This is a genomic window from Methyloligella sp. GL2 (genome assembly GCF_013341275.1).
Taxonomy (GTDB): Bacteria; Pseudomonadota; Alphaproteobacteria; order Rhizobiales; family Methyloligellaceae; genus Methyloligella.
In genome coordinates this window covers 1,584,216-1,604,034 of record NZ_CP054476.1, presented here as the reverse complement: position 1 = coordinate 1,604,034, position 19,819 = coordinate 1,584,216, and the positions used below count along the sequence as shown (strand labels likewise).

The window sequence follows — 19,819 nt, the reverse complement described above, 5'->3', positions numbered from 1 at the left end:
GGGTGAGGGTGTAGGATCGCCGACGGCATAATCGGGACGGAACGCAGAGCATGTGGGGGAACAGCCAAGCCTGGCTGATACGATCGCTTGTCGCGGCGTTTGCGCTCGCCGCGATGCTTTGCCCTGCAAGTGCGCAGGAGCTGTTCTCCGGCGGCGTATCCCAGCCCGCGATCGACGCGCCGCTCGGTCTGCTGAGCGGCGGCAGCGAGCCGCCGCCCCGGCCCAACGGCATTCCGTCCGCCAATCCCGGATTTTTCGACATCCCGCCGGCAGTGCCCGCCGACCGCTTCCCTGCGCAGGACATCACGGCACCCGACGACGAGCGCTTCGCGCCGCCGAGCCAGCAAAGCTTCGACGGCGACGTCATTCCCGTGAACCTGCACGCCCTCCTCACCGAGCAAGGCCCGCCGCTGAACTCCGGCGTGATCTGGCGCGTCTTCACCCTGGCCGGTCCCGACGGCAAGCATCAGCTGATCAGCACCCACCGGGAATCGCATCCGACCGTCGCGCTGCCGCCCGGCGAGTATCTCGTCAACGCCGCCTACGGCCTGTCCAACCTCACCCGTAAGATCGAGGTCAAGAAGGGCGAGCAGCCGGAAGAGAACTTCATCCTCAATACCGGGGCGCTGAAACTCTCCGCCGAGCTTGCCGACCACAAGCTGCTCGACGGCGATGTCCGTTTCGACATCATGTCGGACGAGCAAGACCAGTTCGGCAATCGCAAGACTCTTCTCTCCGACGTGAAGCCGGAGCGGATGGTGCGCCTCAATGCTGGCGGCTACTACATCGTCTCCACCTGCGGCGATGCCAACGCCAAGGTCCGCGCCGACGTCACCGTCGAGCCGGGCAAGCTGACCGTTGTGACCATCAAGCATTCGGCCGCCAAGGTGACGCTGAAGCTGGTGCAGACGCCGGGCGGTGAAGCCCTCGCCGACACCCAGTGGACCATCCTGACGCCCACCGGCGATGTGGTGAAGCAAGGCGCCGGCGCGCTGCCGAGCCATATCCTCGCCGCCGGCAATTACGCCGTCGTCGCCCGACATAACGGTCTCAGCTATACCCGGAAATTCACCGTCGAGCCGGGCGATGCGGAGCAGGTCGAGGTGGCCGTCAAGGACGGCCCCTCCTCACCCGAAGTGCTGGAATCGATCATCAATCCCACCGGCGCCGGCAGCGCCGACTTCGCCGGCGAATCCGCTACGCCGCCGGCTTCAATTGGCGGCTTTGCAAATCCGGGGGCACTGCTTCACGACTCAAAGAAGTGATCGCCTCCTCAAGGCTCATCACCGTCTGGCCCTGACTGCCCAGCCGCCGCACCGAGACCGTGCCTTCCTCCGCCTCGCGCTTACCGACCACCAGCAAAGCCGGAACCTTCGTCACCGAATGCTCCCGCACCTTGTAGTTGATCTTCTGGTTACGAAGGTCGGCCTCGGCGCGGAGCCCCGCCTGCTTCAGCGCGGCCAGCACCTCATTGGCATACTCGTCGGCCTCAGAGACGATGGTCGCCACCACGACTTGCGTCGGAGCAAGCCATAGCGGCAGATGCCCGGCGTAATGCTCGACCAGGATACCGGTGAAGCGCTCCAGCGAGCCGAACATGGCGCGGTGGATCATCACCGGCGTCGCCTTCTCTCCGTCGGGGCCGATATAGAACGCGCCGAGCCGGCCCGGCATGTTGAGATCGACCTGGATCGTGCCGCATTGCCAATCGCGGCCGATGGCATCGCGCAGCACATATTCCAGCTTCGGGCCATAGAAGGCACCCTCGCCCGGGTTCAGCTCGTAGGATAACCCGGCCGCCTCCACCGCATGCTTCAAAGCGGCTTCCGCCTTGTCCCAGACCGCATCCTCGCCGACCCGCTTCTCGGGCCGGTCGGAGAATTTGATGCGCACATCGGTGAAGCCAAAATCCCGGTAGATGGAGAGCATCTGCTCGTTCAGCTTCACGCATTCTTCCGTAATCTGATCCTCGGTGCAGAAGATATGCGCATCGTCCTGGGTGAAATGGCGCACCCGCAAGAGCCCGTGCAGCGCGCCCGACGGTTCGTAGCGGTGCACCTTGCCGAACTCAGAGACCTTCAAGGGCAGCTCGCGATAGCTCTTCAGCCCGTTTTTGAAAATCTGCACATGGCCCGGACAGTTCATCGGCTTGCAGCAATAGATATGCTCGTCCGGCGTCTCGGAGATGAACATGTTCTCGGCGAACTTCTCCCAATGGCCGGACTGCTCCCAGAGCGAGCGGTCCATCATGTCGGGCGAGTTCACCTCGTTATAGCCCCACTCCTGCTGGCGCCGGCGCATATAGCCGATCAGCGATTGGAACAGCGACCAGCCCTTGGCGTGCCAAAATACGGCGCCCGGCGCCTCTTCCTGGAAGTGGAACAGATCCATCTCCCGGCCCAGCCGGCGGTGGTCGCGTTTCTCCGCTTCCTCCAGCTGATGCAGATAGGCCTTAAGCTCTTCCTCATTCGCCCAGGCGGTGCCGTAGATCCGCTGCAGCATCGGATTGTTGGAATCGCCGCGCCAATAGGCGCCCGCGATCTTCAAGAGCTTGAAGCCCTTGCCGATGCGCCCCGTGGAATCCATATGCGGCCCGCGGCACAGATCGAACCAGTCGCCCTGGTGGTAGATCTTGACGCTCTCCCCTTCCGGGATCGCATCTACCAGCTCGACCTTGAAGTTCTCACCCTTCTCGGCGAACACCTTTTTCGCCTTGTCGCGGTCCCATACCTCCACGGTGAAGGGATGATCGCGCTGGACGATCTCGGCCATCTTCTTCTCGATCACCGGAAGATCGTCCGGCGTGAATGGCTCCTCGCGGGCGAAGTCGTAATAGAATCCGTTCTCGATCACGGGTCCGATGGTGACCTGGGTGCCGGGATAGAGATCCTGCACCGCCTCGGCCATCACATGCGCCGCATCGTGCCGGATCAGCGTCAGCGCCTCCGGGTCGGAACGGGTGATGATGCGGATCTTGGCGTTTTCCTCGATCGGCTGCGCCAGATCGCGCAATTCACCGTCGAGCTCGACCGCAACTGCCTTCTTTTCAAGGGATTTGGCAATCGACGCAGCGACGTCCTTGCCCGTTACACCGGGCTGAAATTCGCGCGCAGAACCATCGGGGAACGTCAGAGAAATCATATCTGTCTCCTCTCACTCCTGCGAACCGCCGCAGGTAAGAGCTTGGAAGCTGAAATCGGGAGGCCGGCGCGCCGTGCGGTTAAGACGGCTTGCGCGCCTCCGCCGGATTCGTCTCCGGCGCCCCGGAACATAATCGCCATCGCCCGTAGCGCCAAGGGGCAAAGGGATGATGTTCGGCGCGGATGTCGGGGACGGGGTCGAAGCCGTGACTGCCCCAAGGGTTGCAGCGGCAAAGCCGGGCCAAGGTCAGCCAGCCGCCGCGCCAGGGGCCGTTGATGTCGATGGCCTCGCGCGCATAGTCCGAACAGGTCGGAAGATGCCGGCAATGCGCCCCGACCAGCCCCGAGAATGTGTAGCGATAGGCCATGATCGGCGCCAGCATCAGCGCCTTGGCCAGCCGCTGTCCGAACGTCCCGCTCATGGATATGGCTCGCCGTCTTTGCGGGTGTAGACGAACGCTCCGCCCTCGCGCCGCGCCGTCATGTCGATATCGCTATAGTCTGCGACCTCGCTGGCCGCGCGCGTGCCGATCTCCAGATAGACCGCCGGCACCTCACCGCGATTGATTAGATGATGCCCGTCGGCAATGCCCGCCGGAAACCCTGCCGCCATGCCCGGCGTGAGCACCGTCTCGCCCGCATCGGTCACCAGAGTCGCTTCCCCCGCCAGCACATAGACGAACTCGTCCTCATTGGCGTGCCAGTGACGCTGCGAGGACCAGGTGCCGGGCGCCAAGGTCACCAGATTGACGCCGAACTGGGTCAGGCCGAGCGGATCGCCGAGCGCGCGTTTCAGGCGCCCGGCTAGCGGCTCGGCAAACGGGGCGGGATAGCCGGTGCCCGTGCGGGGCGTCACCTCCATCGCATCCAGCCAGCATGTCTTGCGCTCGCTCATGGGCGCCTCACTCTGCCGACGATGCGGCCGCGGCTTCGCTCCCGCCGCCGGCGCGCGCCGCCTCGATCTGCCCGATCGCATCTTCCACCGCGTCGAACACCAGAAGCGTGGAGGGCTGCCGCGCCTTATAATCCTTCACCGGCTGCAGCGCGGCGAGATCCGCCCAGCGCCCTTCCGGCACCGGCCCGTCCTGTTTCAGCATCTTGCGCATGACCGCCCCGATTTCGCGCAGCTCCGCCGCCGTGGAGCCGACGATCTCCCGTCCCATCACCGAGGCGGAGCTCTGGCCCAGAAGACAGGCCTTCACCGACTGGCCGAAATCGGTGACGACATCGCCATCCATCGCCAGATCGACGGTGACGGTGCTGCCACAAAGCTTGGAATGCGCCGTAGCGCTGGCTTGCGGATGCTCCAGCCGTTCGCAGCGCGGAATGCGGCTCGCCAGCTCCAGAATCCTCTGGCTGTAGATATCGTCCTGTAAACTCATGTAAACCTGTACCCTGCCGTCCAGCTTGAACCCTTCTCTTTCGACATATATATGCTTCCTGGACGCATTTGCAGGCGAGAGCCAAATCCCAGGCGCCTCGCCGACTATGGGGTTCGGGGGTCTTCGCCAGGAACAATAACGGGACGCTCTGCCTTCGGGCGGACATAACACCACAGCGAAAAGCGAAGCCAGACCGGTGCATTATCCCCCTTATCAGCTTCACACTTACGGCGCGGACGACGCCAGACTAGCCACTGAGGACGAATTCATGGACGCCTTTGTCAGCAAGAAGAAACCGCAAGAAGCCGAAGCGGTCGTCGAGCGCCCCAGCCGGGAGCAGGCCCAGGAAGCCGTCCGCACGCTCATCGCCTATGCCGGCGACAATCCGGACCGCGAAGGCCTGATCGACACGCCGAAGCGCGTCGTCGCCGCCTATGACGAGTTCTTCTCCGGCTACCGCGAGGACGCCCACGAGGTTCTGTCCCGCACCTTCGACGAGGTCGGCGGCTATGACGACATCGTCATGCTGCGCGATATCGAGCTGAACTCTCATTGCGAACACCACATGATCCCGTTCATCGGCAAGGCGCATGTCGCCTATTTCCCGACGGACCGGGTGGTCGGCATCTCCAAGCTGGCCCGCGTGGTCGATATCTTCTCCGCCCGTCTCCAGACTCAGGAGACCATGACCGCTCAGATCGCCGAGGCCATCGACGATGTGCTGAAGCCCAAGGGCGTGGCGGTGATGATCGAGGCGGTGCATCAGTGCATGTCCTTGCGCGGCGTGAAGAAGCCGGACGTGGCCACCATCACCACCCAGTTCACCGGCATCTTCAAGGAAGACCCGGCCCAGCAGGCGCGCTTCATGATGCTGGTTTCCGAGCGCGGCGGCCGCTAAGCCATGTCTTCCGCGCCCCCATCGAGCGCGGACCAAACCGGCAAGCAGGCCCTCGAAGAAGGCACCGCGTTCACTCCCAGATTCGGACCTGACGGCACCCTGCCGGTCGTCGCGACAGACGCGAAGACCGGGCAGGTGCTGATGCTCGCCTATATGAACGACGAGGCGCTCCGGCTCACCCTGGAGACCGGCGAAGCGCATTATTTCAGCCGCTCGCGGAACAAGCTCTGGAAGAAGGGCGAGACCAGCGGCAACACCCAGAAGGTCGTCGAGCTCCGCACCGATTGCGATCAGGATGCCGTCTGGATGCTGGTTGAAATGCGGGGCGAGAAGGCCGCCTGCCATACCGGACGGCGCACCTGTTTCTATCGGGCCGCCTCTTCTGCCCCCGATGGGAGCACCCGTTTACGCTTCGTCGACGATAATAAGCTGTTCGATCCGGCAAAGACCTACGATCATTGAGACGCCGCAAGTGAACCTTAAAGACTCCACATTATGCTGCTCTATGCTCATATGCTGGAGAAGTAAGGCGTAACCCGCCCGCGCAATGCTCGGGGTTTTAGAATGAATTACATGGCGAGACCGAAAATCGGCATCGCCCTTGGTGGCGGCGCAGCGCGCGGCTGGGCGCATCTTGGCGTTCTACGCAGCTTGCGCGAGGCGGGGATCGAACCCGACATCATCGCTGGTACATCGATCGGCGCCGTTGCGGGCGCCTGTTATGTGACGGACCGCCTCCCTGAGCTGCACGAATTCGCAACCAGCCTCACCCGCCGCCGGGTTTTCGGCTTCGTCGATCTGAATTTCGGCGGTTCCGGACTGATCACCGGCCAACGGCTCTCAAGCCGGCTGGAAGCCCATCTCAACGATTACAGCATCGAGGATCTGCCGCGGAAATTCGTTGCCGTGGCCACCGAGCTCGGCACCGGGCACGAGGTTTGGCTCAGCAAGGGCTCCTTGGTCGATGCGCTGAAGGCGTCCTACGCCCTCCCCGGCATTTTCCGGCCCATCCAGATCGACGGCCGCTGGCTGATCGACGGCGCGCTGGTCAACCCGATTCCCGTCTCGGTCTGCCGGGCGCTGGGCGCGCGGCTGGTCATCGCGGTCAATCTCAGCTCGGATCTGTTCAGCCGCGGCGGGGTCATTCCCGATCAGAACGCCATCGCCGAGCAGCCCGACCCCACCGACGCAGCAGCGCCGGGCGGTAACGGCCGGTCGGCGGTCCGCCTGCTTCAGCGTCAGCTTTTCGGCAAGCGCGATGCGCCCGGCATCTCTTCGGTGATGATGGATGCGATCAACATCACCCAGGACCGCATCTCCCGCTCGCGCCTAGCCGGCGACCCGCCGGATATCACCATCAATCCGCGCGTCGGCAATATCGGCCTGTTCGATTTCCATCGGGCGGAAGAAGCCATCACGGCGGGCGCCGAGGCGACTGCGCGTCACCTCAGCGATATCCGCAATTCCATCAGCATGATGGCGGTTTAGCCGGTCGCGATGTAATCGCGCATCGCGGCCGCTTCCATCTCCGCCGCCGCAATCCGCATCTTCACCACATCGCCGATCGACACCAGCCCAGCAAGCTGGCCGCGCTCGACCACCGGCATATGCCGGAAGCGATGCGCCGTCATCTCGGACATCAGCTGCTCAATCGTATCGGCCTCGCGGCAGCTCACCACATCCTTGGTCATGCAGGAGCTGACCGGCTCCTCCAGCACCTTCGCGCCGCGCTTGCCCAGCGCCCGCACGATATCGCGCTCGGAGATGATGCCGACCACGTTGCCGCCATCCTCGGCGACGACGACACAGCCGATACCGCGTTCGGTGAGCAGATCGGCGACTTGAAGCAGCGAGGCTTCGGGAGTCACGGTCATGACCTCCCGCCCCTTTAGTTTTAGAATTGCCGCAACATTCATCGTTTCCTCCCAGTGCAGGCGTCATCGCCCGCTTAGATTGCGACATCATGTCCCCGCAAATGATGCCTGACAAGCTCTTCTGGGAAGGAAAACGCGCTTTTTGCGCTGCAAAACGGCCAAAAATCGGCCGTTTCAGACCGTCGCCGCATCCGGCTTCGGGGTCGGACGATCGAACCATCCGAACGCCAGAAGTCCAAACAGGAAGCCGCCGATATGGGCCTCCCAGGCGACCCCGCCGCTGGAAACGCCGGAGATCGGCGTGCTGAGCCCGAAGGCGATGTTGATCACCACCCAGATCCCGAGGAACAGCAAGATCCGCGGATCGCTCAGCGTCTGGCCGAGGCTGGCCAGCGGCACCGCGGACCAATCGCGCTGCCCCGCAAGAGCGTAGGTTTGCGGCCCGGCCCGGAACACGAAGCGGATCGCCGCCGCCATCTGTCCCGAAATCGCCGCCGAGGCGCCGACCACCGGGGCCTGCTCGCCCCAATGGAACGCCAGATGCGTCAGTGCGCCGGCGATTCCCGCCAGGATCGAGAAATACAGGAAGCGGGAGCTGCCGATCCGCCGCGCCACGGCGCTGCCGAAGGCCAGCATCCACAGCATATTGACCAGCAGATGCACCCAGCCGCCATGCACGATCATATAGGTGACGAAGGAGGTGACCGCCGCCACATAGCCGCCGGGCAGAATCCCCGCCTCCCCGCTATAGCGCGCCGGAATGAAGGCGAGGCTGAGCAGCATAATCAGATCGGTTTCATCCGGCAGCATGACGCGGATCGCCTGCACCGCGACCATCAGCAGCATCGAATACAGCACCGCACGCGGCACATTGAATAGCGGTTCAGAGGGCTCCATGGGTCTCCTGTTCCCATAGCGGGACACCGGCTGCAAGGCGGCATCTCGCCCAGCCTTGCCAAGCCCGTTTATCCCCAGGCCCGGTTAACCATCCTTTTCAGCAAAACGCCTCGATTGCCAGCCGTAACGCTAATTAACCCCGGGCTTTTTCCGCTTTGGCACGGCCCCTGCTTAGATCTGTAGGAGCGGCCTTGCAGTTAAGGCCTTTGTGCCAAAATGGGACGTTTACCTTTTTCGGCGCCAAGGCAGGCGAAGGCCAAAGCGAGGATGTAGCGTGAGCCCACGGGGTGGGTAATGAAACAGTCTACAGTGAAACTTCTCTACGCGTATTGGAACCGCGTCCGAAACGGACGTCTTGCTCCGCGCCGTCTGGATATCGAGCCGGCCGCGATCGCACCCCTATTGCCGGAAACCTTTATCGCCGAATGCGCCGGGCCGATGCGCTATCGCTTCCGTCTGGTCGGCACCAAGATCTGCCATCAATTCTGCCGCGAGCTCGGCGGAACCGATTTCCTTGATCTTTGGGAGCAAGAGGATCGTGAAGAGGTGACGTCTCTTCTGGTGCGCATCTTCGGCGAAGGCGCGGTCGGCGAAGCGACCTTCCTCGCCCACACCAAGTCCGGCCGCAGCTGCCGGTTCGACCTGCTGCTCATGCCGTTGACCCATGGCGGGGATGCGGTGAATCGCTGTCTCGGCGCCATCGCCGCCGCCGATGCGCCCTTCTGGCTTGGCGCCGAGCCGGATCTCACCTTGGAGCTGATCGACACCGCCTTGCACTGGCCGAAGGGCGAGCCGGCACAAGCGCCGCGCCCGCAAGAGGCACCTCATCCGAGCCAGCTCGAGGCGCTCATCCGCTCCCGCTTCACCGTGCATGACGGCGGATTGAGTTCGCGCGATTAAAGCAATTGGTAAGCACACGGATTATTTTGCCCAACTTGGTCAGGCTTTTAGCCATTCGTTAATAGGCTTGGCCCTAGCCTCGACAGCGCTGGACAAAGGCTCATAAAGCTAGCCGCATGAAATGGCGGCTGCGGGTCCATACAATGATAAGCGCTCACACAGCCGAGCATATCTCGGCCGATCCCAACGCCGGGCCACACCCGGAAGCCAAGCCTCAATCCAGCCGGCACAGACCTCGCATCGTGCCTGACCGCAGGATGTTTCGCCGTGTGCCGGTGCGCATCTTCGGCCGCTTCATGCGTGAAGATAAGCAGGAATTCCCCTGCCGCGTCATCAACATGTCGGCCGGCGGAATGGCGCTGCTCTCCCCGGTCTCGTGTCAGCGCGGCGAACGCATCGTCGCCTATCTCGACAATTTCGGCCGCATCGAGGGTATCGTCGCGCGCGGCTTCGAAGGCGGCTTCGCCGTCAAGATCGTCGCCAGCCCGGTGCGCCGCGAGAAGATTGCCAATCTGCTGACCTGGTCGTCGAACCAGGATCTCCTCGGCGACGCCGAAACGCGCATCCATGAGCGCCGCGCCCCGAAGAAGCGCCAATCCAAGCTGATCCTGCCCGACGGCAAGTCCTATGACTGCCGGGTGATCGACGTCTCCTTGAGCGGCGCCTCTATCGAGGTCACGCCCAAGCCGCCGATGGGCACGATGGTCGTGCTGGGCCGCATGCGTGGCCGGGTGATCCGCGACCACGAGCACGGCGTCGCAATTAAATTCGCCGAAGTCCAAGATCCCGACAGTATCGAACACTCCTTCGGCTAGACGCCCCGGCGCGTCACTCTTCACACCGACAAAAGCGAAAGGGCCTCCGAGAAGCGGAGGCCCAGGCCATCGAGGCGACCTCCCCTGCCCGTTTGTTCTCAAACCGGCGGGATGATCGCGTTTGGTTTATGTTTTGTACCAGTTTCCCTAAAATTTTAGATAAATTTCAGATCGCTAAAATTTTAGACAAATTTTCCGAGAAACAATCTCAAATACATATTGAAACAAGTATCTCGACTTATCTCGACATAAAAAACTTTGTGAGACAGTGCCTCTCAAGAACAGGGGGGCTTTATGAGACACTTTTTGCTTGGCATGGCATTGCTGATGTTCGCGTCATCGTACTCGGCGAAAGCAACGACCGACCACGTTATCCCGGTGACGCACACCGCCACCGTGCAGAAGGCTTATTATATGCAGGCCTTCGGGCAGACTCTGCCGCCGATCGGCTATGTCACCTTCTGCCGCGAAAACCGCGGCGAATGCACCGACCGTTCCGTGAAGCGGTTTCGTGTCCGGCTGAGCGAGCGCTCTATCGGCGAGCTGATCCGCGTCAACGAGATGGTCAATCAGTCGATCGCGCCGATGAGCGATATGGAGCTCTACGGCCAGCCGGAGGTGTGGACCTATCCTGCCTCCAGCGGCGATTGCGAAGACTACGTGCTGTTGAAGCGCAAGATGCTGATGCAGCGCGGCTGGCCGCAATCGGCCCTGCTCATCACCGTGGTGCGCGACGAGAATAATGAAGGCCATGCCGTTCTGACGGTGCGGACCGACAAGGGCGATTACATCCTCGACAACAAGCAGTCCCAGATCCGGCTGTGGACCGACACGCCCTACGTCTATGTGAAGCGGCAATCGGAGCGCAATCCGCTGGTCTGGATTTCGCTGGTTCCGCCCTCGCAGCTGCCGCAGACCCAGTTCTCGGCATCCCAGAGCAACCGATAAACGAGGTCCCTCACCGGCCAATCGGAATCACACAGTTCCCCCAGGGCCCGGCGCCATCCCACCCATCCCCGACCCCGCCGGGCCTAAACTGAGCCGGTCTCTCCCCCAAGAGACCGGCTCTCTTCCTTTTTGAGGCGGAGTTCTCGAAGGCTGGATCGCACGATCGCCTAGACGGCGAAAACGATGGCCAGCAGGATAGTGCCCGAAAAAAGACTCCAAACACCGGCGAGAATGGCCGAAAGGCCGAACCAGAACGGCGGCCGGTCCTGCAGCTTCAACCCCCACCAGGCATTGCGCATCAGAATTGCCGGTCCGGCGACCGCGCCCAGCGCCACGCCGACAAGCGAGGCAAGAAACGTCTCCGGTGCGAGTTCGAAACGGGCTGGCTTCCCCGAGATCCATTGCACGAAGCTCGACAAGATCCCTGCCGACACGAAGCCGACCGCCATGATGTAGAGCGTGACCCAAACAGATTGCATCGGCTCTCCCCCACGATGCTTGCCTTCCCGTGAGGCCACTCTAACCAAGCAAACCATGGGGTTTGTATGAAATTTTAACTATTGGTTAACCATCGTCCGCAAGGCAGACGAAGATCGCCGCGGCGCGCGCCTACCGGACCGGCATGGGCGGCGCTAAGCCATTGCGAATGAATAAAAAAGAGGGGCCAAGCGAGGCCCCTCTGGAAAATACGCGGCGCGAGCCCGCCTCAAAGCGAGACGCGCGATTCAGCGTTAGCCGGCGAGATCGAAATCCAGGATCGCCATCTGGAACTGATAGGCGAGATCGTCGTCGTCATCGTCCCGGAACAGCACCCCGATGAACTCGTCGCCGATATAGACCTCGGCGGAATCGTCCTTCTTCGGCCGCTGCCGCACCTGCAAATCCGGCAGGCGGAACAGGCGCTGCATGTACTGCTCAAGCTTGATGATCTCTTCCTTGGTCACGAACTCTCCTTTACTGCCGCCAGCTCCCAATCGGCCGCCTGTAAGATCGGCGGAGCCATTCGGGCGAAAACGGCGAAATCTACTGATTTGCGCCTTGGACGCGCGTTCTAGTCCCGATCGGCCTCGTCGATCCCTGCCACGAACTGGTCCATGGTGATGGCCGGCTCCTCGCAGCCGGCAAAGCCGACCTCGCGGGCCGGAACCCCGGCCACCGTGCGCCGGGCCGGCACATCCTTCAGCACCACGCTGCCCGAAGCAACCCGGCTGCAATCGCCGATCTTGATGTTGCCCAGAACCTTGGCGCCCGCCCCCAGCATCACGCCGGAGCCGATCTTCGGATGCCGGTCGCCGCTCTCATTGCCGGTGCCGCCCAGGGTGACGCCGTGCAGCAGCGAGCAATTATCGCCGATCACCGCCGTCTCGCCGATGACGATGCCGGTGGCATGATCGAGCATGATGCCCTTGCCGATGCGCGCTGCCGGGTGGATATCGACAGCGAAGACGCGGCTGCCCTGGCTCTGCAGATAGAGCGCGAAATCGCGGCGCCCCTGCTTCCACAGCTCATGGGCGAAGCGATAGGTCTGCAAGGCGTGGAAGCCCTTGAAATACAGCAAGGGCTCGATCACCCGCTCGCAGGCCGGATCGCGCGTTGCCCAAGCGGCCAGATCCGAGCGCACTTTCTCGCCCAGCTCCGGCGCCTGCTCCACAATCTCCAGGAAGGTCCGGTTGAGCAGCCCGGCATCGCCGCTGGTATGCTGCAGCCGCTGGGAAAGCCGGTGACACAGCGCCTCCTCCAGCCGTGCATGGCTCAGCACGGTGGCATAGACAAAACCGGCAAGCGCCGGCTCGCTAATGCGGATTTGATCGGCTTCCGACTGAATGCGCGACCAGATCGGATCGACACTCTTCAGCTGCTGCTGTTTGACAGCGGTCTTCGACATGGCAACCTCTGGGCATTTCCCGAGAAGGGCGCTTCGCGCCTCAAGCCCTCTTTGGACCTTTTGTCGGCTTAACGCCGCTGGCTTAAAAAGTCGAGTACGGCTTCCTTAAAACTCTTATCGCCAACCGCGCGCATATGATCCCGGTTCTTCAACTCAGTGAACTGGGCATTGGGGATCAAGGCTGCAAGCTCTCCGCCCGAGCCGCCGATCACATCTTGATCGCCCACCACCACCAGCACCGGCAGGGAGAGCGTGGAGAGATCTTCCCGGAGCACTTTTTCCCGCGGGCCCCGCATGCAGGCGGCGAGCGCCTTCAAGTCGCTCTTGGTGGATTCGGCAAAGCTGCGGAAACTCCGCGCCGTCGGATTGCTGACCTCGTCGATACTATCCGCCTCCAGCGCGTGCGCCAGCGGCAACGACCCGATCATGCCCCGCACCAGATTGATGCCGAGCCCGCCGATGATCAGGCTGCGCATCCGCTCCGGATAGCGTAGCGCCATAAAGACCGCGATCCGCGCGCCCATGGAATAGCCGAGCACGTCGGCCTTATCGATATTCAGATGATCGAGCAGCCGCACCGCATCGGCCGCCATATCCGGCGCGCCGTAAAGCTCCGGCTCGTAGAGCTTGGTGCTGCGTCCATGGCCGCGATTGTCGAAGGCGATCACCCGCCGCCCCGCTTTGGTGAGCGTTCTCACCCAGCCCGTATCGACCCAATTGGCGAAGATGTTGGAGGCGAAGCCATGGACCAGCAAGATCGGCTCCCCCTCGCCTTCGTCGAGATACGCCAGCTCGATGCCGTCGGAGGAGAAGTGCTGTATTCGCTCTATCATCGAAGGGACCAGACAATTATGCTGAACGCCAGCCAGTGTGACGTTGAGGAAGGAAGTTGGCTATGGCGCAAACTGTGGTGCCGCATTTCGTAAACGACAAGGGGGTCGATCGTATCAAGGTCGGCGTAAAGGAATTCCAATGCATGGGCGCCTCCCCGCCTTACGACCATCCGCACGTCTTCCTCGACATGGGCGCCGACAACCAGATCATCTGCCCATATTGCTCTACGCTCTATCTCTACGATCCGGCGCTCGGCCCGGAGGACAGCGACCCGGCGGGCTGCGTCCATGTGGTGACCGAGCCGGCGTAAAGTCCTACTGCGATGGCCATGTCCGGCGATAAGCGGGCGCTGATCGCTGGCGGCGGCATTGGCGGTCTCACCGCCGCCATCGCCTTTGCGCGCACAAATATCCCGAGCCTGATTCTGGAACGCGGCGCCTTCGCCGACGAGACCGGTGCCGGCATCCAGCTCGGCGCCAACGCGTCGCGGCGTCTGCGCGAACTCGGCGCGCTCGACTCTGTCGCGGCGGCGGCCTACCGCCCCGAGGCGGTCTGGCTGTTCGATGCGCGAAGCGGCGAAAAGCTCACCTCGGTGCCCCTCGGCAGCGCGTACGAGGCCCGCTACGGCGCGCCCTATCTCTGTCTGCACCGCGCCGACCTGCATCAGGCACTTTATCGAACCTGTATGGGGCTTTCGCCCATCAGCCTCACAACCAACGTCACCGCCGACACGGTTTCAGACGATGGCTCAGCCGTCTCGGTTAGAAGCACGGAAGGACTCAGCTTTCCGGGCTCCTTCCTGGTTGGCGCCGATGGATTGTGGTCGCGCATCCGCCAGAGCGTCGCGCCGGAGGCCGCACTGGCCTTCACCCGCCGCACCGCCGCCCGGGCACTGATCCCGACGGAGAAGCTCGGCGCACCCTTCGATGCCGGCACCGTCACCCTATGGCTTGGCAAGCACGCCCATCTCGTCACCTATCCGGTGCGCGGCGGCGAGCTGCTCAATGTCGTGCTGGGTTTCGAGGGCGGCGAGCCGAAGTCCGGCTGGAACCGCGACTGGAACACTCAACGGGACGATCTTCTGGCCCTCACCGAGGGCTGGGCCGCGGCGCCCCGCGATCTTGTTGAATGCATCGAGACCTGGCGCCGCTGGTCGCTGTTTCGTTTACGCAAGATGCCACGCTGGAGCCGGGGCAACACCGTGCTGCTGGGCGATGCCGCCCACCCGATCCTGCCCTTCCTGGCGCAAGGCGCAGCGCTCGCTATCGAGGATGCGGCGCATCTCGCCGATGCGCTCACCCAATACAGCGCCGACCGCCAAAAGGCTTTCGCCGCTTACGAGGCGACACGCCGGCCCCGGGCGTTGAAAGTGATGGCCCAGTCGGCACGGATGGGAACGATCTACCATTTCGGCGGCATGCGCCGGGCGGTCCGCAACGCGATGCTGCGGAACCGAAACCCGGAGACGGCCCTCGATCAGTTCGATTGGCTTTACGGCGCTTGAGCGCCTAGAAGCGCGGCACCCGCTCTTCTTCCTTGGCGAGCTCGGCAAGCCGTTTGCCGCCCGGCGAGAGAAAGACGATCGAGCCGGCGACCACCGAGAGCAGCGAGCCGACAAGAACGGCGAGCTTGGTGATGTCCTGGCGCTCCACGTCCGGGAAGGCCAGCAAGCCGATGAAGAGACTCATGGTGAAGCCGATGCCGCAGAAGATGGAGACGCCATAGGTCTGGCGCCATGTCGCCCCTTCCGGCCAATTCGCGAGCCCCGTCTTGGTGGCGGCCCAGACGGTCAGCATGATGCCGAGCTGCTTGCCGAGGAACAGGCCCAGGATGATACCCAGTGCCAAGGGATGGAACATCACGTCGAAGCCCACGCCTTCCAGCGAGACGCCCGCATTGGCCAGGCCGAAGATCGGCACGATCAGGAAGGCGACCCATTTCTCCAGCCCATGCTCCAGCCGGTGCAGCGGCGAGGTGGTATGGCCCTCATGCTCGCCATCGGCATCCATCTCGCCCTTGCCGAGCGCTCCGATCGGAATGGTCATGGCCAGCAGCACGCCGGCCAGCGTCGCATGGAGACCGGAAAACAGCATCGCCCCCCAGAGAATGAAGCCGAGAATGAGATAAGGGATGAGCTTCATCACCCCGAAGCGGTTGAGCGCGATCAGCGCGATCAGCGCCAAGACGTCGATGCCGAGCGCCAGGAAGGAGAAGCCGCTGGAATAGAACAGCGCGATGATCAAAATCGCACCCAGATCGTCGATGATCGCCAGCGAGGTGAGGAACACCTTCAGCGAGTTCGGCACCCGCGAGTTGAAGAAGGAGAGCACGCCGAGGGCAAAAGCGATATCGGTGGCGCTCGGAATTGCCCAGCCGCGCCAATCCTCCGGCACGTCCCAGTTCACCGCCATGAAGATGATGGCGGGAAACACCATGCCGCCGATCGCCGCCGCGCAAGGCAGCACCCGGGTCGACCAGGTGCTGAGCTGGCCGTCCACCATCTCGCGCTTGATTTCGAGGCCGACGAGCAGGAAGAACAGGGCCATCAGCCCGTCATTGATCCAGTGCAGAACGTCGAGCCCGCCCACCTTCGAATGCAGAACATGGGTGTATTCGTCCGACCAATGGCTGTTTGCGAGGAAGAACCCGACCGCCGCCGCGCCCATCAGCACCAGCCCTCCGGCGGATTCGGCTTCGACGAAATCTCGGAAGGCAGCCTTGGAGCGCAGGAGAATTGACAAGAGTCGGAATCCGGTTCTGGAACGCGTCATTGGGCGGGATTTCTCCAATTCTATAACAATCGCTGTGGCCTTCTGCCAACAAATCCAGGTGGAAGTGCGACAATGATCGCAATCTCGCAAGTGACTTAGCGCCGCTCGCAGGCGGTAGTCCTATTCACGTTTCCGAAGTGTGTTGCCCCTACCCTTCGCGCGAAACGACGTGGGGGAACGGGGAATGACGGCCAAACGGCTCTCCATCACAGTGATCTTCACAGGCCTAGTGCTTGGCTTTCTTGCCGTGCTGGCGGTCGCCATTTTGCGCGAAGCGCCGGAAAGCAATTCCTATGCCCTCCTCGCCGATGCCTTCCTGCATGGGCGATTCGACGTCTCCCGCTGCTTCGACGAGGATTGCGCGCGTTTCGGCGACAAATATTTCGTCGTCTTCCCGCCGCTTCCCGCCGTCATCGCCATGCCCTTCGTCGCCATCTTCGGCGTCGAGTTCCACTATTTCATGCTGCTGTCGATGATCGCCCTGGCCGCCACCGCCTATCTTTGGTGGCGCATCGGCCAGAAGCTGGTCGAGACTCGCGAGCTGAACAGCCTGCTGGTGCTGCTGGTGGTGTTCGCGACGCCGATCTTCTTCGTCACCTTACGCGGCGACAAGATCTGGTTCTTCGCCCAGAGCTGGGGTTTCCTGTTCGCTTCCGCCGCCATCTATGCGGCGCTGATCCAGAAGCGCGCCCTGCTCACCGGGCTTTTCATCGGGCTCGCCTTCCTTTGCCGGCAGATGTCGATTCTCTATCTGCCGTTCCTCTATGTGCTGCTGCTCGACGACGACACGCCGCTCTTCCGCATCGACGGCGCGGCGCTGAAGCGCGGCCTCTCGCTCGCCGCTTTCCCGCTGCTGTTTCTCGCCGGCTATCTGGCCTATAACGCGGCCCGTTTCGGTGCCCCGCTGGAGACCGGCTACAAATACCTGTTTCCCCGCGAGCTCGATCCCGATCCGAACGACCCCGGCTTCATCAAGAACCGTCTTCGGGAGCTCGGCAGCTTCTCCACCCAGTATCTGCCGTTCAACGTCCTCTACATGTTCGTGCAGGGTCCGCATCTGGAATTCGTCGGCAAGTACAAGACCGAGTTCGGCGCCTTCGACAATAACGGCGCCTCGCTCTTCCTGGTGACGCCCGCTTTGCTCTTCGCCTTCCTGGCCCGCTGGAACCGCGCCTTCTGGTTCGGGCTGATCACCTGCGCTGCGATCCTTGGGGTGACGCTGTTCTACCATTCCAACGGCTTTTCTCAGTATAGCGCCCAGCGCTATGCCCTCGACTGGCTGCCGATCCTGCTGGTCTTCATGTGCGCCGGCTGGCGGAAAGAGTACACCGCGCCGCTCTCGCTGCTGATCGCCTATTCCATGACCGTCACCTTGGCGATGATTGCCATCGGCGGCATGCTGGCGAGCTAAGCTGAAGCTTAGATAGAGCGCTTAGAGCACCTTTTAGAATGCCTTGCACTCAGACGCGGGAGCTAGCCCCGTTCTCTTCCGGCGGACGCACCCGGAAGGTCAGCGTCTTATGGCCGAAGAAATTGGCCACCGCCCCAACCCCGATGGCGAAGCCGTGCGCCAGCCCTTCCTTGATGAAGAGCGGATAGGGAAACGCGCTTTGCGCCTGCAACAGCAGGTAAGAGACCACCAGCACCACGCCGGCGCCGGCAAGGTTCACGGCAACAAAGATCGCCAGCTGATGGGTGACCGGCCGGTCGGAGCCGGGAAAGACGTAGCGCGGATAGAGCGTGAAGCCGACCGACATGCCGATGCAATAGGCGACGAACACCGCCGCCTCGAACGGCATGATCAGGGACAGCGGAAACCGCACCAGCCAGTTGACCAGCGCCGCGAAGCCGCCGAGCGCCAGGAAGCGGACCCCCTGATGCTGCGAGACTTTGACGGCGATGCCCTTGATGCGTTTCACGACAGCCAGCCTGCCAGAAAGGCGGCGACCATGATACCGCCAAGCGCGATGCTCATCGGATCGCGCACCGCAAAGGCCACCGGATCGTCGTGCAGCTCGCCCCGGTGGCACAGCAGCCAGACCCGCGAGATCCACATGAACAGCACGGCCGGAAACGCCCACAGGAACAGCGGCTGGCTGTAGAACTCGGCGCTGAACGCATCGTTGATGATGTAGAGCACCATGATGGTGACCGCGGTCATGCCAGTCGCCACGCCCATGGCCAGCACCAGCGGCGTATCCTCGCCGCGATAGCCGCGCCCGTTCAGGAACGCCCCGTTATTGATGCCGCTGCGCTGAATCTCCGTCTGCCGCTTGGCGAAGGAGAGCGAGGTGAACAGGAACATCGAGAACACCAGGAGCCAGGCGGACGGCTCAGCGCCGACCGCAACGACGCCGAGCCCAAGCCGCAAGGTGAACAGCGTCGCCAGGGTAAAGGCATCCACGATCGGCTGCCGCTTCAGATAGACCGAATAGGCCAGCGTGATCGCCATATAGGCGAACAGCAGCGCGAGAACGCCTGGCCCGAGGGTGACGCCGAGGGTAAAGCCGGCAAGCATCAGAACGCCTGCTGACAGGATTCCCTCGGTAAGCCGCATCTTGCCGGAGGCGAGCGGCCGCTCCTTCTTGCTCCAATGCTTGCGGTCGTCGGTCAGGTCGAACATGTCGTTGACCAGATAGGTGCCCGACGCGATCAGCGACAGCGCGGCGAAAGCGATAAAGGCTTTCAGCACCGAGCCCGGATCCGCCGCCATACCCGATAGGATCAGCGGCACGAAGATCAGCCCGTTCTTCACCCATTGATGCACCCGGAGGGCCTTCATCCAGCCCTTCAGGCTCAAACTCTCGGCCGGGAACTCCGCCTGGATCGGCTTGCCGAGCTTGGAGGCGGCGCGGGCCGTCGCCGGCGATGCACCCGCCAGCACGATGGCATCGGCCTCCTTCCACACCGGAATGTCGGACTTGGCATCGCCCGCATAGACGAAACCGTTCGGGAAGCGCTCTTTCAGCAGCTTCGCCTTGGCTTGGCCCTTCAGATTGCTGGCGCCATCGCTGGCGACGACGAAATCGAAGAAATCGAACCGCTTGGCGATGCGGTGCGCCAGCAGCTCGTCGCTCGCCGAGGCGATGCCGACGCGATAGCCCTGGTCCTTCAGCCGCCGCGCATAGGCCACCAGATCCTCGTTAACCGGCAGATGCTCGACGTCGAGCGCGGCAAGCTCGCTCAAGCGCCGCTTCAGCACCGCCTTGCCCTGGAGTAGCCAGCCGGCAAGCTTGAAAACGCGCAACGGATTGCCCGAGAGATAGCCGACGGCCGTCTCGTAGAGTAGATCGGTGCGCAGCAGCGCATGATCGAGATCGAGCGCTAGAACGCGCGCGCCGCTCGCCTTTGGCGTTGCGCCGGAAAAACTCTCCGCCCTACCCAACATAGATGTCCCGTCAGTTTAATTAGGACCGGCAACCTACTGGGAATCCTACCCGTATGGCGAGCAAATGCGCTTGTTAACCTGAACAGC

23 protein-coding genes are annotated in these 19,819 nt (G+C 62.7%); 10 read left to right on the top strand and 13 right to left on the bottom strand.

What is annotated here, in order from left to right; translation table 11 throughout:
* The first annotated feature begins 50 nt into the window (after nt 1-50).
* Nucleotides 51-1,265, top strand: a complete 1,215-nt coding sequence (locus HT051_RS07525) for a hypothetical protein (RefSeq protein WP_174541463.1) — start codon at nt 51-53, stop codon at nt 1,263-1,265.
* Here HT051_RS07525 and thrS read toward each other — a convergent pair.
* The 4 genes from thrS to HT051_RS07505 form a co-directional block, all read right to left on the bottom strand.
* Nucleotides 1,198-3,141, bottom strand: coding sequence for a threonine--tRNA ligase (gene thrS / locus HT051_RS07520; RefSeq protein WP_174541462.1), 1,944 nt, complete (start codon nt 3,139-3,141; stop codon nt 1,198-1,200). The genes HT051_RS07525 and thrS overlap by 68 nt on opposite strands.
* A 79-nt stretch (nt 3,142-3,220) precedes the next feature.
* The gene (gene yidD, locus HT051_RS07515) at nt 3,221-3,562 is read right to left on the bottom strand and encodes a membrane protein insertion efficiency factor YidD (RefSeq protein ID WP_174541461.1); all 342 of its coding nucleotides are present in this window, start codon (nt 3,560-3,562) and stop codon (nt 3,221-3,223) included.
* Nucleotides 3,559-4,035, bottom strand: coding sequence for a cupin domain-containing protein (locus HT051_RS07510; protein ID WP_246810225.1), 477 nt, complete (start codon nt 4,033-4,035; stop codon nt 3,559-3,561). The genes yidD and HT051_RS07510 overlap by 4 nt, the downstream gene beginning before the upstream one ends.
* A 7-nt stretch (nt 4,036-4,042) precedes the next feature.
* Nucleotides 4,043-4,522 carry an iron-sulfur cluster assembly scaffold protein gene (locus tag HT051_RS07505; protein ID WP_174541460.1) on the bottom strand — a complete coding sequence of 160 codons (480 nt, stop codon included), beginning with the start codon at nt 4,520-4,522 and terminating at the stop codon, nt 4,043-4,045.
* Nucleotides 4,523-4,790: 268 nt separating this feature from the next.
* Here HT051_RS07505 and folE point away from each other — a divergent pair, with 268 nt between their 5' ends.
* From folE to HT051_RS07490, 3 genes are all read left to right on the top strand, one after another.
* Nucleotides 4,791-5,420 (top strand): GTP cyclohydrolase I FolE, encoded by a 630-nt coding sequence (folE, locus tag HT051_RS07500; RefSeq protein WP_174541459.1) that lies wholly within the window; start codon nt 4,791-4,793, stop codon nt 5,418-5,420.
* Between the two features lie 3 nt (nt 5,421-5,423).
* Nucleotides 5,424-5,882: a phosphoribosyl-AMP cyclohydrolase gene (gene hisI, locus HT051_RS07495; protein ID WP_174541458.1), complete on the top strand. Its 459-nt coding sequence runs from the start codon at nt 5,424-5,426 to the stop codon at nt 5,880-5,882.
* A gap of 111 nt (nt 5,883-5,993) precedes the next feature.
* Nucleotides 5,994-6,908, top strand: a complete 915-nt coding sequence (locus HT051_RS07490; RefSeq protein WP_174541457.1) for a patatin-like phospholipase family protein — start codon at nt 5,994-5,996, stop codon at nt 6,906-6,908.
* Here HT051_RS07490 and HT051_RS07485 read toward each other — a convergent pair.
* A complete protein-coding gene (locus HT051_RS07485; protein WP_333502683.1) occupies nt 6,905-7,294 on the bottom strand; it encodes a CBS domain-containing protein in 390 nt (129 codons plus the stop codon). The two genes, HT051_RS07490 and HT051_RS07485, sit on opposite strands and share 4 nt — an antisense overlap.
* Nucleotides 7,295-7,468: 174 nt before the next feature.
* Nucleotides 7,469-8,191, bottom strand: a complete 723-nt coding sequence (locus tag HT051_RS07480; RefSeq protein ID WP_174541455.1) for a rhomboid family intramembrane serine protease — start codon at nt 8,189-8,191, stop codon at nt 7,469-7,471.
* A gap of 309 nt (nt 8,192-8,500) precedes the next feature.
* On the opposite strand from HT051_RS07480, the gene HT051_RS07475 reads away from it, so the two are divergent.
* The 3 genes from HT051_RS07475 (at nt 8,501) to HT051_RS07465 (ending at nt 10,854) form a co-directional block, all read left to right on the top strand.
* The gene (locus tag HT051_RS07475; protein WP_174541454.1) at nt 8,501-9,091 is read left to right on the top strand and encodes a PAS domain-containing protein; all 591 of its coding nucleotides are present in this window, start codon (nt 8,501-8,503) and stop codon (nt 9,089-9,091) included.
* Nucleotides 9,092-9,348: 257 nt separating this feature from the next.
* Complete coding sequence (locus HT051_RS07470; RefSeq protein ID WP_246810224.1) at nt 9,349-9,906, top strand: PilZ domain-containing protein; 558 nt, start codon at nt 9,349-9,351, stop codon at nt 9,904-9,906.
* A gap of 327 nt (nt 9,907-10,233) precedes the next feature.
* Nucleotides 10,234-10,854, top strand: a complete 621-nt coding sequence (locus tag HT051_RS07465; protein ID WP_174541452.1) for a transglutaminase-like cysteine peptidase — start codon at nt 10,234-10,236, stop codon at nt 10,852-10,854.
* 167 nt (nt 10,855-11,021) lie between these two features.
* Here the strand turns inward: HT051_RS07465 and HT051_RS07460 are convergent, their stop codons facing one another.
* The 4 genes from HT051_RS07460 to HT051_RS07445 all read right to left on the bottom strand — a co-directional run bounded on the left by HT051_RS07460 (nt 11,022) and on the right by HT051_RS07445 (nt 13,572).
* Nucleotides 11,022-11,333: a hypothetical protein gene (locus HT051_RS07460; protein ID WP_174541451.1), complete on the bottom strand. Its 312-nt coding sequence runs from the start codon at nt 11,331-11,333 to the stop codon at nt 11,022-11,024.
* A 252-nt stretch (nt 11,334-11,585) separates the two neighbouring features.
* On the bottom strand, nt 11,586-11,798 hold the full coding sequence (locus HT051_RS07455) for a DUF3126 family protein (RefSeq protein ID WP_174541450.1): 213 nt from the start codon (nt 11,796-11,798) through the stop codon (nt 11,586-11,588).
* A 107-nt stretch (nt 11,799-11,905) separates the two neighbouring features.
* A complete protein-coding gene (gene cysE / locus HT051_RS07450; RefSeq protein WP_174541449.1) occupies nt 11,906-12,739 on the bottom strand; it encodes a serine O-acetyltransferase in 834 nt (277 codons plus the stop codon).
* A 68-nt stretch (nt 12,740-12,807) separates the two neighbouring features.
* Nucleotides 12,808-13,572, bottom strand: coding sequence for an alpha/beta fold hydrolase (locus HT051_RS07445; RefSeq protein WP_246810223.1), 765 nt, complete (start codon nt 13,570-13,572; stop codon nt 12,808-12,810).
* Between the two features lie 62 nt (nt 13,573-13,634).
* On the opposite strand from HT051_RS07445, the gene HT051_RS07440 reads away from it, so the two are divergent.
* Both HT051_RS07440 and HT051_RS07435 read left to right on the top strand, forming a co-directional pair.
* Entirely contained in the window at nt 13,635-13,883 is a 249-nt protein-coding gene (locus HT051_RS07440) for a zinc-finger domain-containing protein (protein WP_174541448.1), read from the top strand.
* A gap of 18 nt (nt 13,884-13,901) precedes the next feature.
* Nucleotides 13,902-15,077, top strand: a complete 1,176-nt coding sequence (locus tag HT051_RS07435; protein WP_174541447.1) for an FAD-dependent monooxygenase — start codon at nt 13,902-13,904, stop codon at nt 15,075-15,077.
* Between the two features lie 4 nt (nt 15,078-15,081).
* Here HT051_RS07435 and nhaA read toward each other — a convergent pair whose 3' ends face one another.
* Nucleotides 15,082-16,314 (bottom strand): Na+/H+ antiporter NhaA, encoded by a 1,233-nt coding sequence (nhaA, locus tag HT051_RS07430; RefSeq protein WP_246810222.1) that lies wholly within the window; start codon nt 16,312-16,314, stop codon nt 15,082-15,084.
* Nucleotides 16,315-16,528: 214 nt separating this feature from the next.
* Between nhaA and HT051_RS07425 the strand changes: the two genes are divergently transcribed.
* The gene (locus HT051_RS07425; protein ID WP_174541445.1) at nt 16,529-17,755 is read left to right on the top strand and encodes a glycosyltransferase family 39 protein; all 1,227 of its coding nucleotides are present in this window, start codon (nt 16,529-16,531) and stop codon (nt 17,753-17,755) included.
* Nucleotides 17,756-17,804: 49 nt separating this feature from the next.
* Here HT051_RS07425 and HT051_RS07420 read toward each other — a convergent pair whose 3' ends face one another.
* Together HT051_RS07420 and HT051_RS07415 are read right to left on the bottom strand one after the other, a co-directional pair.
* Nucleotides 17,805-18,263, bottom strand: a complete 459-nt coding sequence (locus tag HT051_RS07420; RefSeq protein ID WP_246810221.1) for a GtrA family protein — start codon at nt 18,261-18,263, stop codon at nt 17,805-17,807.
* Complete coding sequence (locus HT051_RS07415; protein WP_174541444.1) at nt 18,260-19,732, bottom strand: UbiA family prenyltransferase; 1,473 nt, start codon at nt 19,730-19,732, stop codon at nt 18,260-18,262. Before HT051_RS07415 ends, HT051_RS07420 begins: the two co-directional genes overlap by 4 nt.
* Nucleotides 19,733-19,819: the final 87 nt, after the last annotated feature.